The organism is Vibrio sp. 970 (assembly GCF_033339075.1).
Genome location: NZ_JAWOTW010000013.1, coordinates 78,903 through 91,543, shown reverse-complemented (window position 1 = coordinate 91,543; position 12,641 = coordinate 78,903). Strand labels below are relative to the sequence as shown.

The 12,641-nt window shown below is 52.2% G+C and carries 15 protein-coding genes; all 15 read right to left on the bottom strand.

The features are described 5' to 3' along the window. Positions 1–94: 94 nt before the first annotated feature. The 15 genes from traA to mobH all read right to left on the bottom strand — a co-directional run bounded on the left by traA (position 95) and on the right by mobH (position 12,550). Positions 95–412, bottom strand: coding sequence for a TraA family conjugative transfer protein (gene traA / locus R7Q11_RS18225; RefSeq protein ID WP_064754699.1), 318 nt, complete (start codon positions 410–412; stop codon positions 95–97). A gap of 78 nt (positions 413–490) precedes the next feature. Further along, the gene (traV, locus tag R7Q11_RS18220) at positions 491–1,069 is read right to left on the bottom strand and encodes a type IV conjugative transfer system lipoprotein TraV (protein WP_000793435.1); all 579 of its coding nucleotides are present in this window, start codon (positions 1,067–1,069) and stop codon (positions 491–493) included. Further along, positions 1,066–2,379, bottom strand: coding sequence for a TraB/VirB10 family protein (locus tag R7Q11_RS18215; RefSeq protein ID WP_024131605.1), 1,314 nt, complete (start codon positions 2,377–2,379; stop codon positions 1,066–1,068). Before R7Q11_RS18215 ends, traV begins: the two co-directional genes overlap by 4 nt. Further along, complete coding sequence (locus tag R7Q11_RS18210; RefSeq protein WP_000794249.1) at positions 2,379–3,296, bottom strand: type-F conjugative transfer system secretin TraK; 918 nt, start codon at positions 3,294–3,296, stop codon at positions 2,379–2,381. Before R7Q11_RS18210 ends, R7Q11_RS18215 begins: the two co-directional genes overlap by 1 nt. Next, complete coding sequence (locus R7Q11_RS18205) at positions 3,280–3,906, bottom strand: TraE/TraK family type IV conjugative transfer system protein (RefSeq protein ID WP_001049717.1); 627 nt, start codon at positions 3,904–3,906, stop codon at positions 3,280–3,282. Before R7Q11_RS18205 ends, R7Q11_RS18210 begins: the two co-directional genes overlap by 17 nt. Continuing rightward, positions 3,903–4,184, bottom strand: a complete 282-nt coding sequence (gene traL, locus R7Q11_RS18200) for a type IV conjugative transfer system protein TraL (RefSeq protein ID WP_000805625.1) — start codon at positions 4,182–4,184, stop codon at positions 3,903–3,905. Before traL ends, R7Q11_RS18205 begins: the two co-directional genes overlap by 4 nt. A gap of 144 nt (positions 4,185–4,328) precedes the next feature. After that, positions 4,329–4,694, bottom strand: a complete 366-nt coding sequence (locus tag R7Q11_RS18195) for a hypothetical protein (RefSeq protein WP_001052530.1) — start codon at positions 4,692–4,694, stop codon at positions 4,329–4,331. A gap of 11 nt (positions 4,695–4,705) precedes the next feature. Further along, on the bottom strand, positions 4,706–4,849 hold the full coding sequence (locus tag R7Q11_RS18190; protein ID WP_001275801.1) for a hypothetical protein: 144 nt from the start codon (positions 4,847–4,849) through the stop codon (positions 4,706–4,708). Between the two features lie 180 nt (positions 4,850–5,029). Beyond that, on the bottom strand, positions 5,030–5,692 hold the full coding sequence (locus R7Q11_RS18185; protein ID WP_001231464.1) for a hypothetical protein: 663 nt from the start codon (positions 5,690–5,692) through the stop codon (positions 5,030–5,032). Continuing rightward, entirely contained in the window at positions 5,692–6,069 is a 378-nt protein-coding gene (locus tag R7Q11_RS18180) for a hypothetical protein (protein ID WP_000869297.1), read from the bottom strand. The genes R7Q11_RS18185 and R7Q11_RS18180 overlap by 1 nt, the downstream gene beginning before the upstream one ends. Positions 6,070–6,310: 241 nt before the next feature. After that, positions 6,311–6,487, bottom strand: coding sequence for a hypothetical protein (locus tag R7Q11_RS18175; RefSeq protein WP_169342285.1), 177 nt, complete (start codon positions 6,485–6,487; stop codon positions 6,311–6,313). Between the two features lie 47 nt (positions 6,488–6,534). Next, a complete protein-coding gene (locus R7Q11_RS18170; protein ID WP_000743449.1) occupies positions 6,535–7,164 on the bottom strand; it encodes a DUF4400 domain-containing protein in 630 nt (209 codons plus the stop codon). Then, positions 7,121–7,666: a hypothetical protein gene (locus R7Q11_RS18165; RefSeq protein ID WP_000228720.1), complete on the bottom strand. Its 546-nt coding sequence runs from the start codon at positions 7,664–7,666 to the stop codon at positions 7,121–7,123. The genes R7Q11_RS18170 and R7Q11_RS18165 overlap by 44 nt, the downstream gene beginning before the upstream one ends. 49 nt (positions 7,667–7,715) lie before the next feature. Next, complete coding sequence (traD, locus tag R7Q11_RS18160; protein ID WP_000178857.1) at positions 7,716–9,581, bottom strand: conjugative transfer system coupling protein TraD; 1,866 nt, start codon at positions 9,579–9,581, stop codon at positions 7,716–7,718. Then, entirely contained in the window at positions 9,578–12,550 is a 2,973-nt protein-coding gene (gene mobH, locus R7Q11_RS18155; protein ID WP_001326173.1) for a MobH family relaxase, read from the bottom strand. Before mobH ends, traD begins: the two co-directional genes overlap by 4 nt. Positions 12,551–12,641: the final 91 nt, after the last annotated feature.

Here is a 12,641-nt window from a genome sequence, read left to right as displayed (position 1 = left end):
TAGTTGGAATTTGTTATGACTGGACTTTTTGCCAAAAAATAAGGGCAGCTTTTAGGCTGCCCCTATCACCCGTTGATTAACGGCAAGGTGTCTTTTACACCCCCAGGCCATTGCTGAGTTGCACAACAGCCGGGATGACCTTCTCTGCATGTTCCAGAGTAGCAGACATGATGGATTCCACTACGGTCGGGGAGTTGTACAGGCCCATACCGCCACCGATACCCATAGCGAAAGCCATGAGGCTCTGGCGAGCGATACCACCAACAACACCGACCAGGATCATCGCACCCGCAACGATTCGACCCAAAGTACCTTGGGTCCAATCCTTGAGAGTTACCCATACGTCGTCAAACGCTGTACCACCAGTACCAGCGTGGGCCTGATCCGGCACGAGCAGGAAGGCTACCACCATCAACCCCAGGAAGAGGAAGAGTGCGTTGTTTTTACTTGAGGCATTCGCCAACTGATTTGCGTTCATCAAGAACATCTCCTATTTGGTTGTTTCAGACTTCGGTTCGTGTTGTACCGTTTGCAGCGGTCTCAAAACTGGCTCACTTTGCGGTGTGCCATCCCCAATCACCCACCTGCGCGGTTCGATTTCGGTATAGACATACCCTGTCACGATGAGATCACCATTGGTGTCCTCCCAGGGAGCTACCCAAATCCGCATAACCTGTGCTGGTGTACGAATTGGAATCGGGCGATCCGGAAGACGCGGTGCGACATAGTTGTCAATCACCGGGTCTCCGGAGCTAGATGAGTTCGCTGAAACGTTTGAGGAACCTTCGCCATCCGCTTCCGCTTTGGCCTCGACTTCCTCTGGTTTCATTGGACGCGGGACATTTCCGTCATTGGTTGCGGCGTAAACGTCTCGCGCTGACATACACTGAACACCATTCGGCATTCCCGGACAGCTATACTCATCCTTGCCGATGTTGAACGTCGAACAGCCCGACAAAATAAGTAGCGCTGCACCCACCCCCAACATCTTTGCGGATCTTACTGCCTGTTCCTTTTGAGCCTCGCCTCTGGAACTGCCCTTTCTGGTCAAAATGTTCAAATTTTTCATTTCTTGGTTCCCCCGGTGGAACGAATTTGTAGCTTGGTTCCTTTGGTCACGATGATGTCTACCTGACGGCCAGCATCGACCTCGATAACAGGGAAGATGCCTTCGGCCATGTCGATATAGAACTGAGCGATGCGATCTAGCGCCTTACTGGCCCCCTTCACTGCTGCTCCCTGCAACATCTGGTCGGAGAACACAGACTGGTACTGGGTATTTGAGCCAGGGTTAGTGCTAACGACCGGCACAGGATTGACGTCAAAGGCTTCGGAAACGCCACCAAGGAAGCCTGCCATCAAGCTCTTGGCGATGATTTGCCCCTGCTTCGATACGACGCGACCACGGACACCGGCCTTACCGTCTTCACCCACTGCATAGGAATCCAGCTTCGCTTCTATGACACCCCCATCATCCCGAACGCACGAGAAGGTCTCGCCACGCAGGTACGCTCGCTCTGAACTGAGATCTCCATAGCCTGAAACAATCAGGAAGCACTCACGAACATCCGCACGGAAGCGGTTAGGCAAAATAGCCTCTTTCTGAATCCTGAGGGTCGAAGGGAACGGATCTCGACGAGCACCTTGAGATGTTGGTGCGTCCATACCGTTGATGAGCACCCCTGTCAGGATGGAGCCAGAAGGTAGGTAGATAGACTCATCATCCTTGTTGTCCTTCTCTTCAACTTCTGGCGCTTTCTGCGAGTAGCTCACTATTTGGATGCCTGGTTTAGTTGCATCACGACCGTCTCCCTTGCCAGTTGCAGGAGCCCCACCCTTCGAGTCAGGAAGCGGTGCGTCCCGAAAAAAGGATGCAGGATCTTTGTAGTCGAGCTTTTTCTCCATGAACTGACCATCACCACCAGATGCACCATTAACATCGGCTCTGGCATCCTCTGATGAAGAGGATGTTTTTCCACCAGCAGCGCCGGTTTCGACTTTCTTAGCCAATTCCATGTTCTTCTGGGTCAGGCGGTCCAAATCTTGACGAAGGCGGGTCATCTCACGGCCAACATCACTGGATTTCCCGGCAGTGGTTTTGGTTTCCTCCAGCTCTTTCTTGACTCGTTCCAGCTCCTTTTTCAGGTCGGAGTTTTCACGAGACACCATCTTCACATCGGCAGACAACGAATCTATCCCGATCTCACGGGTGTTTTTGTCTGTGAGAACGTGCTTGATGGTTTCTTGGCGACCGCGCTTCTCTTCTTTCTTGGGTTCACCAGAGAACATTGTCACGACCGCAAAAAGAACGAAGACGCCGCCAGCGATAGACACCCAACGCTTCTTGTTGGGGTCTAACTGTGTCCAAAATCGCTTAATCATTGGGCACCTCCCAGCAGCGATGGACGCTTAGACGTTGGTGCGAGACCACGCTTCTGCTTCTTCGCCACATAGATCTCCGTCTTCTGGCCGGGCTCAAGCACGTTAAGCGGCCACGTAGTCACCGCAGCCACATCCCAGCTCCCACACAACGCCTCTTTGAACTCAATAGGCTGATCAGAGACGTTCAGGGCGACACCGATGAACACGTTAAGGTGGTGGCCCATCATGTATTGCCCCTTGCTGAAATCCACCTTTACCCCAGGATGAGCGCAGCTCGGCACCGCAGCACCAGCAGGGATGCGGTTCAACGTGTAACCTTGAGGGACTTCACCAAGAGCAATCTTGCGGAATACCGACCGGATGGTTTCGACATAAGGCTGGCTCTGTTCCCAGGTCTCAGCCTTGGTATTGGCAAAAGCACCAGTGATACCTACACCACCATCGAGCTTGAGAAAGACTTCTCTGGGCGGAATACGACGGGGAACCATCGTCAGGCTGAGAGCTTGGGCTTCCGAGCCTTTTTCAGTAATGAACATAGTCACCGGATACTGCTTATCCGTGGCGACATAGACCACATTCTCTTTGATGCAGACCTCACCACACTGGCCGTTATCCGTCGCCCCGGTCAGAGATGTTGAAACGATCTCAGGATTGCTGAAAGGCGTGACGATTCGGTTCGGATGACCAACGGCTATCGGGATGATCTGGTTAACCCCCGGCTTCATCGTCAGTAAGGGGTTTTCATTCATGCTGCCCACAACCTCATGGGAGCTTTGTCCTGACGTCACAGGGGCAGGAACATCCTTTTTCATAACACTGGCCGGGACAACAGGAATGTCATCCGAGGCATAGGCCATTGAAGTTCCAAGCGCCAAGGACAGCGCCAGGAGCGAAAGTTTAGCGTTGTTCTTCATGCTTTCTCCGGTTTTCTTCTTTGCGCTGGAGTTGCTCCAAAACAGTTTTGGTGCGTGGCTTTCCTACATAGGTGTCGATGTAGTCCAGCACGGGCGCGTAGTTTGAAATCTTGATGGCGAACTCGTAGGAGCGTTCGCTACGCTCTTCGTTAGAAGAAGCCCCTTTGACGTAGGAATATCCGTAGACAAACACCTTGTCGCTCTTGGGCTCGTACTCAACAAAACGCGGCTCAAACCGCATGGTTACGCGGTCGTTCTTGATCTGTTGAGCTTGAATTTCGATGGCATCAATCACGTCCTGATAGATGCTCGGGGAGAGAAGCGGGGTGATCCGTTCTTTCACAAAGTCAACGGTTCCTGGCGTCACATTGCCAAGGAGCTGAGCAAAAGCGAAACCCCAAGCCTCTTTATAGGACTGAGAGGCGTTACTTTTCGTCACCCAGGCTTCTTCCGTGAGCGTGAAAGGCTGGATAGTGACGATGGTTTCCTTGCTGAATACTTGGACCACCAGCAGGAAAACGATAGCAATAAGACCACCCTGGAAGATTCGCCCCCACTTATTTTCTGTTTGGGTCCCTTCCCAGGTCTTGAGATACTTTTTCAGGTTCAAGGCAAATACCTCCGGACAAACGGGTTCTTGAGAGATTTGGCCTTGGTCATGATGAACCCGGCCCAGTAGATCATGTGGAGCAGGTATCCATCCGGATGGTTATCCCTGAATCGGCGATAAAGGTTGGTTACAAGTAACCCCCCCAGAAAGCAGATCAGAGCCTTACCGATGATGACCCCTATCGTTAGCCCCAAAAGCATCGGGGCCAACTCATCTGCGCTCCACAACAGCAGATGCGGGGGCTCATCGACCCGGCGCGGTATCTTTACAGGCTTCATAGCAACCCTCTTCTTTTCCTAGTGGCCTGTATTCTCATTCAGGGTCACTGATTTTCTGCCACGGCTTCGCGCCCTTTTCGGGCACTTCCAGCGACAAATAAAAAAAGGCGGCCTAAGCCGCCTTTTTTGCGTTTACTGGATCGGTTATTGATTTTGAGGAACCGCTTCCGAATGTTTTTCCGAAGCCGCAACGCTAACTTCATTGGCTGGTCGGGCCACCTCCAGAGTTTTCACTTCCTTGTTAGCATTGGCTTTAAACTTGAACATCAGACTGTACGCCGCCAGCAGGAAGAAGCTGAGAATGCCCCAGTAGGTCTGAACCGTGCCCAGAGCCTTGGCCGGGTCACTTGCAGCTCTGTTGGCCGTATCAGCAGCCAACTTAACCCACTGACTCCAGTCAAAACCTGCCGCAAAAGCAGACAGCCAAAACGCGACGGCCACTGGAACGATGAAGATGCACATCAGCACCGCGTTCATCAAAAACCAGAAAAATTGTTTATTAAGGTTCACACTTCCTCCCATTAACCTAGAAAATTGAATGCGTGTTCCAGGTTCATCCCTGCAACAACACCTATAACGAACATCACCTGCCAGACAAGGAACTGCCAGGAGATGAATGAACCAGATGAGCTTTCGCTTTCTCTGACGTGAGCTTGTGCGGACATAGACCCTCCAAATAACTTGTCGTCATCACGGAGTAATCGTCTCTTAATTGATCAATCTAGGAACAGTGCTGTTACGGCCCATTTTGGGCACTTTATGGAGGTTTATTCGAGGAGATGATAAGAGCGGGAGGCGAAAAACTTTCACATGTGAAAGTTCAAAGCGGCCGATGGCCGCTTGTTTCACACTGTTCTATTGTAACGGAGTTCTCGATAAGCATCCCATGCTTGCTCTGATGAGACACCTCGACGACCAACATCTGTGGCGCACTCAAGGTCCATCTTGTACTGCTTAACCTTCTGGTCTGCTGTATCGCCCCAGCTCATGGCTGATGGGTACTTGGAAACACTAAACACATTTTCAAGTTCAGCCTGATAGTCGTCGTTTTGTAACAGAGGTTCGGTTTCACCATCATCCCAGCGAATGTAAGCCTTACCCTGGAGAGCCTTCAAATGCAAAGGCACCAGTAAGGTGGAAATCACTTCGTCAGCCCTGATGTCTTTGTAAGCACACCAGTGAGGTTTAACGGTGATCACACCATTTACCAAAACGATGTCACACGCCAGTGTCGCTTCAACATTATCGTTAACATCCTGCCGAGCGTAGATCTCCACGAAACCAACCTGCTCTGGATCAACCTTGTCGATGAAGCTCCAAAAGCTGGGGTACGACGTTCCATCGCTGAGCGTCAACTGACCGTCATGCTCTTTCAGTATACGGTTCAGTTGTGCAGTGAAGAACTCTGCCGACACTTTTCTTGCCAATGGTTCCATATCACTCAGTCGTAGAGTGGCTCCTCCACTCCCCTCATACACCTCTCCAAAAAAGAAATCTCTCTTACGCATTAGACTTTGCCACCTTTAATCGCTTGCTGGGTCAGCTTGATCCAGTTCAACGGGTTTTCACAGTCAACATGGTTGCCAGCGGCACCAACTACCGTTTTGTATGCCTCCGAGCCTGCCGCTGTGTGTACAGCCAGCATAAACGAAAACATAGGGTCATTTTGCATGGTGCCAATCATCATTGCACTGGAAGTGTCTTTGAGCTGGCAGTTTTCAACCCGCAGATTGAGTACATCTTTTGCCACCATCTGACAGTCGGGACACACCTTCTCAAGGTTCTTGAGCTTTGCGTCGTCATTGAGCACATCAGGAGCCGCGATGGCAGTACCGGCTATACACAGCCCCAGTGCCAGCAGTTGGAGTCTATTAGTTACTTTCATGGTTCCTCTCTATATCGTTCCAATTTCGTTTCGGTAAAAGAACAGTGGCCCAGTGACTGTTCTGAGTTCCGGCGTTACTTGCTTTACTCTTGAGCAAATATGCTGCTTGAAAAAGTTGTGGTATCCGTACAACGCTGGGCGTGTAAATACGGAAAAGATAATGAGGGTGATGGCCGCACCAGCGGCCCACCCGATCACGTCCGGAGAGATAAGTCCTGACACGTCTGAGATACGTTCTGGTTCAACCAAGCGGCACACCACCAGCACCCAGAACCACATTACCGGCATCACAAAGATCATCTTTCCGACGCAAGCAATGAGCACCTTCACCAAATTCAAGCTCTGCGCCCAGTAAAGCCACAACGCAGACAAGGATTGGCGACGTATCACCTGGTAGACGTTCAATGGGATGTCGCACAGATGCACCCCATCTTGATTTATAACGGAGTAGCTCATCCTCCCTCCCTATACCCGTTTCTGGAGGTTGCCGAACGTCAGGCCAACCAGGACACAGCACGTCATCATTGTCATCGGGATGACAACCGGATCGAGCGCTATGGGGATGAAGAACGCGATGAACAATCCGGCCATCAGGTACATCGTTCCGCGAACGCTGTAACGATGGAGAACCGGACTCGCATAATCGAAGTTGGTCCGCTTAATTCGCCATGTCATCATCCCGTCATATACCGCAGGTACGAACAGGATCAGCATATAGGGAGCCCACGCGGCTAACAGTGCCAACCTTGTGTAGAACTGGTAAATGACGTTGACAAAGGCTTCCATGCGGCCTTTGACCCACACAAACCAGCCCTTGCCCATGTCCTGCATCCCCTTGGACTTCTGGCGCTCCTCTTCTGATGGGATCAGCGTTTGGTACATCCCCTCATAGAATCCTGAATCAATAACGCTCGACCTGAACCAGGTAGATGCTTTGTTCTGTATCCAGTCTCTTGCTTCGACACCAAGACTCTGTTCCACCAGCTCGGATTCCCTTTTGATGGCTCTGTCTGTCCAGTCGCCAGGGATCAGCAGCAATATTGCCAGCAACTCAATAACCAGCAGCCATGCGACCAGCAACCACGGCTTCTTCATAGTCGGTTCTCCTTAAAACAGTTTTCACGCTCTCACAGGTGATGAGCTCATACAGCAAGCCACGCAAAGAGGTCTCATCCTCATGGGGCTGCGGGTTAATGGATAGTTCTCCTGGATGGGAAGAAAGCCACAGTGAGAACGACTCTCCTGAATCGACAGACCATGAATCACCGCCACTATCGACAATTTGCACTTCCAACGCCCGGCAGGTTTCGGTGATCAGGGTTTCCAGAAATGCCCCAATTCTGGCCGGGTCTTCATATTTCTCTCTCTGCTCATGAAACACGAGCTGGCTGTAGCGATGCAGAGCTTCTTCAATGATCGGGTAAATCACAGGCTCCTGATTAGCCTTAATCCCGTCTGTGATGTAGCAGCTCAGCTTCTCGATGATGGCCTCCGATGCAGGCCAGTCGAATTGGAGGATGCTCAGGATGTGAGCGTTCTTGCGGCCACGACTTTTCAATTCATTCATAACCCTGTCGAAAGGGTTCACATCGACCATGATGGCTACCTCGTAATTTCTATACTTCTTGTCACACATAGCTCTGCTCTTACTGGGTCAATATGGGCAGACGGCCTTTTACGATTGTTCCGCCTGAAATTTTGGCTATGTATTCCAGGTTCGGAAGCATTCCCAATAACTGGGCTGGGAACAGATCAGCTTCCTCCTCCATCAAACGCTCGCCTTGGTTGCCTCCGTGCATAATGGGCTCCTTGCCATCCGAGTTCTGGCCTTGAGTCCGCATGACGTACTTGAGCCGGGTCTTCGGCAAGTTATCTGCGATATACTCCTGTGTTTCACCATCGACGATACGCAGAGCAAACGTGTTGTTGATGTTCCCCAACACTTGGAGCGCTTTGTCTTTGCTACCCAGTCGAGCTGCGAAGTCAGCAAAAGTCTGAGTTGCAACGAAAAGACGAAGTTTCGCACCGCGACCTTTGTTCAGGAGCTGGATGAACGGGTCGTTGATCACCTCAGCAGCCTCATCAACAAAGATATTTACGGGTCTGTTGTTGACGCCGTAGTTGTATCTGTCACCGGCAACCGCTGTCAGGTCTGACAGGAAGATGGACCCCATAGCACTACCAACCATGTTGTCGGTCAGGGAGTCGAGCCCCAGATAAGCAACTTGAGCGTTGTTGATGATTTTTGCGGAATCAGTGATCTGGCGTTCGTCGCTCAGATCAGATGAGTCTGGAGACAGCAGAGGGCCTAGCTCCCCGGACGTCAGCATATTCATGATCGGCAGGAGGTTCGCCACCATCTTGGAGAAGTGGGTTTGGTCGTGCTGGAACATCGACAGCAAGCCTTCCAGATCAGAGTTTGGGTGCTCAGGTTGGATGATGTCGTAGTAGAACTTCATCAACGCGAAAGCGATCTTCTCACGCGAACCGTTTTTGACTTTCTCCAAATAAGCCGCTGCTTCTGCCTCCCAGTCGGGCATAACTCGCTCTGAGTAAGCCTGAACGGCCTTGATGACCAAGCCAGCAGCGCCACCTTCAAGGAATCGGCGGAGCTTTGTCAGGTTGGGACGATCATGAGTGATGACCAAGCCCTGAGCGATGTTGTTCAGTGCCTGCCATCCAAATGATTTGAACGGGTCGGCCCCTGCTTCGGACGGGATCAACGCTGCCAAACGACTTGCAATTTCAGTCACGCGGGTGAAGTTACGCAGAGGGTCGATACGCACCGACTCTTCCGGGAATGCTGGATGAAATGAGACGAATCTTTCCGGCTGCCCCATAGCTTCACAGGCACGTCGTGCATTGTCCCGCATCTCCTTATCCCCTTTCGGGTCTATGATGATCACGGCTTCCCCACGCAGAATGGCCTGTGAAATCAGGATGTCGAACATACGGGTCTTGCCCGAGCCGGTGGTCCCAACGATCAGCGAATGCCCCTCAGTGTGCTTGAGTGGCTGCATCAGCTTCTCTTCTTTGGGTTCTACCCCGTGAATCCAGGGCTGGCCGATTGGCAGCTCCTTTTTCTTACCCTGTATCTTCCGGACAACCTTTTTGACCGTGGACTCTCTCCCTACGATGGAAGTCCAGTCGCGTTTCAGGATCTCAAACACGCGCTGGGCATGGCGGTTTTCCCACAGGAACCCACTACCAAGCCACATATCGTCCGGCGTGTCCTTGATGTACTTTTGGAGCTCCGCAATAGAAATAAACTCCAGATCACGCCCCTTCAAATGCTTTTGGAGCAGGTGAAGTTTGATAGCCTTTGGCAAACGAGCCATCGCCATCACGCCACAGATCCCCGTCATCCAATAGAAGGGCTCCGGAGGCATCGTGCTGACTTGCTCTACGGCCAAAGCCGCGCCGGAGGCGGCAAGCCAGCCTGCTACAGCATTTTTTTCATAGTTGGGCCGCCACGGCATCTCGTAGGCGAGCGGGTCATAACTCATTGTCATGTTTCATTTACCTCTAAATACAGTTTTCCCTGACGTTTCTTGAGCAAAGGCCGTCTCTGTGCCCGGCTCAGCATCCCGCAGAGGATGTGTTTGCTGATGCCGATGTTTTCACCGGCAATCATGTCGAAGGCTTTGTCACTGGTTACTAAGCAGCCATCCTCTTCCAGGACAGGTGTCACGAGCCATCTGCCCGAGCGTTTTTGGATCATGTCCTTGAGCATCTGGAGTGCTTTCTGAGGCGTAACACCAGACGGCAAGAAATCTTCCGCGTTGATGTCTTTCGGGTTTGTTTTCGCCTTAGGCGGCTCAAACTCCCTAACCTCTGGCTCTTCCCTTTCTCGCACCTCGACGTGTCCCAATTCCTTCTCACGCTCAACTTTGGGCTCAGGAGCCACTGGTTGAACCTCCCGCTTAGGAAGGCGAGCCACGTTCTGTTTTTCTTGGACCGGCTGGCGCTGCGGCTCTTCAACCGGAGAAGTAACATCGACCTTCTTCTCCTTCTGCTGTGGCTGGGAGTCCTTACCTTTCGCCTTTTGTTCAGGCGAGGGTTTACCGGCGTTAACCTCAGGCTTCTGCTGCTGCGCCTTTTTTCGGCTTTGTTGTTTCGGTGCAGACTTATTCTTGCTTGCATCCAAGCCAGGGGGAGAGACGAGCTCAAAGGCATCCTGGTATCCCCCCATTGACGCCTCGGCATCCTTAATGGCCGCTACGACTGCATCTGAAAGCTGCTCCGCCAGTACAATTGCCTTCACTCCGCTGAAATCACGAACTTTGCGACCTGGCATAATCGGGTCTGGAACAATCGCGTTGGCGTGGGACAGCTTCGAGAGAACCTCTGACGGCGCACCCAGCGACCGAGCGCCATCCGGGTACAAAATGACGGCTTGACCCTTCATCAGGCATAGGACTTCGCCCAGCGTCGTTTTACCTTCCAAAACAGGCATGATCGCTTGTTCAAGCAACGCCGATGCTTCTCCGTACCCGGCTAACATCTCAACGAGTAAGGTCTTTGCGTCTTTCTCATGCAGATTAGGTTTGTCCGTAGGTGGCATTGCTGGCGCTGGTGTTGTTTGTTCTGGTGCGTCAGTCAGCATAGGGAGCGGCTCAATCGCCCATGATGGCGGTTCATCAGAACTACCGAACATTGGAAAGTCATCGCCCTGCAGGGAGTTTTGTTCTTGTGGAACGAAGTCCTGTTTTGGCTGCTTCTCTTGCTTTCCGGGCATTGCCACATCTGGGATTTCTGAGTTTGTTGCGTCAGTGCTGGCTGTCTCTGCCGATGCGCTGAATGCGTCAAACGGAAAGTCGATGTCCCCCAGTCCACCCCCAACATCCTTGAGTGCTTGTAACGGATTGTCGTTTGCCAAAGGTGGTGCGTTTTTGGCAATGTCCTGAGGGGACAAATCCTCTTTTGCCTCTGGTTTGTGGGGTTGTTTCTCTGTATCACTCTTCGGTTTTGCTTTGCCCGGTTTGCTCTGCGGCTTACCCTTCTTGCCAGCGTCAGGCTTAGATGATTCCGTTGATCCAGCATCTTTTTGCTCTGGTTTCTCCTCGACAGCATCTGAGGTGCTTTTCAGCATCTCCATCGCATCACCAAAGCCAAGACCAGCTAGAGCTTTCTCTGCTTCCTGCTCTGCGGCCAACATGTCATCGTTCAGAGCTGACACATCTTCCTCTTGGTCGTCATCGACTTCCTCAGGATCAACGAACTCAATCTCAGCGTCCTCAACATCACCAACAACTTCCGCAGCAACAGCCGCAGGAGGCTCAGTCGTAAACACCAGGTCGTTTGATTCGAGTCGGAGCATCAAGATCTTCACCGATCCCGCCGCCTCCTGGAGCATCTCAGGCAAAACTTCCCAGTAGCGGTAGTACGCACGTTCACCCTTCTCCTGCACCGTGTTTGGTACAGCAAAACCACGTTCGATGAGAATGTCGGCCAGTGTGTCAGGGTCTCGTGGAATACCGGGGATCTTGTCGTGGCTGATCAAGTCATAAAGGTCCCCAAGCTGTTTCCAGGCAATGAATACACCTTGGTTGAGGTGCCAGACTTTCGCGCCTGGCTCATTGACCTTCCATTTTCCGGTTTTAACCAGGCGGCGGATGGCATCGAACACGTACCGCTCGACAGGCACACCATAGGAGAACTCGTCCACATCGAGACGACTCTGGCGAAGGTCCCGTGAGACGCTCTCTTGGTCAGCGCGAAGCATCAGCTTGGTCACAGGCTGATTGACGCTGGTTCCTGAGATAGCTTCCAGCATCGCTTCCATGATGGACGGGCCAGACTTGGACAGAAACTCCCGAGTCTCAGCCGGAATAATTCGATCCACCGCCAGCAGCGAGAATTGCTCATGTCTTTTGTGTCGCTTGTCGCGCCACCGGATAAAGTAACGGTCGATTTCGTGACGGTGTGCCCAGTCATGAAGTGACTCCGAATACGGGTTCCATGTGATTGACCCGTCTTTGTCCGTAATGGACACATCCGAGAGCGGTTTACCCACATCATGCAGCAGCCCGGAGAAACAGCTCGCCAGTCTCCAACGCGGCTCATTGTCACGGCGTTCACGAGGCGTCCCCTCGATGGAAAAGATAACTGACTCAGATGCCTGAGCTGCCCAGAAGGCCACTTCAAGCCCATGTCGGAACAGACCACCAGCGCCACGGTGGTGGTGTGATTCGGAAGCTGGCAACAGGTGAACAAACGCGGCATACCGCTGGATCACCGGCAAAACAAGCCGGTTGAAGTCGTCCACAGTGAAACCGAGAGAGTTCCGCACTTTCTCAATCAGTTCAGCTTGGGTTGCCAGTATCTTGTCTAGTGGGGCCACTGGCAGGCCCTTGGCAAAAGGTGGGTATCGAGGGATTTCTTCATCTTCCACGTCTTTAAGCGGCAACACTCTGACGCTCGGCGCGGTCTCGATCACTCCACTTCGCCCACCAAATAACTTGTTAAGGGCTTTCAGCATGTAGGTTGACCATATTCCTATCGTATTTCTCGTCGCTACATGCTCTCAAAACACCTTTAGATCGCACACACGCCTATCTGTCCAATTTGGG

Excerpts from the sequence above, each read along its gene's own strand:
- traA (WP_064754699.1), bottom strand. The coding sequence starts at position 412 with ATGGTGGTAGCCTTCCTGCTCGTGCCGGATCAGGCCCACGCTGGTACT.
- traV (WP_000793435.1), bottom strand. The coding sequence starts at position 1,069 with ATGAAAAATTTGAACATTTTGACCAGAAAGGGCAGTTCCAGAGGCGAG.
- R7Q11_RS18210 (WP_000794249.1), bottom strand. The coding sequence starts at position 3,296 with ATGAAGAACAACGCTAAACTTTCGCTCCTGGCGCTGTCCTTGGCGCTT.
- traL (WP_000805625.1), bottom strand. The coding sequence starts at position 4,184 with ATGAAGCCTGTAAAGATACCGCGCCGGGTCGATGAGCCCCCGCATCTG.
- R7Q11_RS18190 (WP_001275801.1), bottom strand. The coding sequence starts at position 4,849 with ATGTCCGCACAAGCTCACGTCAGAGAAAGCGAAAGCTCATCTGGTTCA.
- R7Q11_RS18185 (WP_001231464.1), bottom strand. The coding sequence starts at position 5,692 with ATGCGTAAGAGAGATTTCTTTTTTGGAGAGGTGTATGAGGGGAGTGGA.
- R7Q11_RS18180 (WP_000869297.1), bottom strand. The coding sequence starts at position 6,069 with ATGAAAGTAACTAATAGACTCCAACTGCTGGCACTGGGGCTGTGTATA.
- R7Q11_RS18170 (WP_000743449.1), bottom strand. The coding sequence starts at position 7,164 with ATGAAGAAGCCGTGGTTGCTGGTCGCATGGCTGCTGGTTATTGAGTTG.
- R7Q11_RS18165 (WP_000228720.1), bottom strand. The coding sequence starts at position 7,666 with ATGGTCGATGTGAACCCTTTCGACAGGGTTATGAATGAATTGAAAAGT.
- traD (WP_000178857.1), bottom strand. The coding sequence starts at position 9,581 with ATGACAATGAGTTATGACCCGCTCGCCTACGAGATGCCGTGGCGGCCC.
- mobH (WP_001326173.1), bottom strand. The coding sequence starts at position 12,550 with ATGCTGAAAGCCCTTAACAAGTTATTTGGTGGGCGAAGTGGAGTGATC.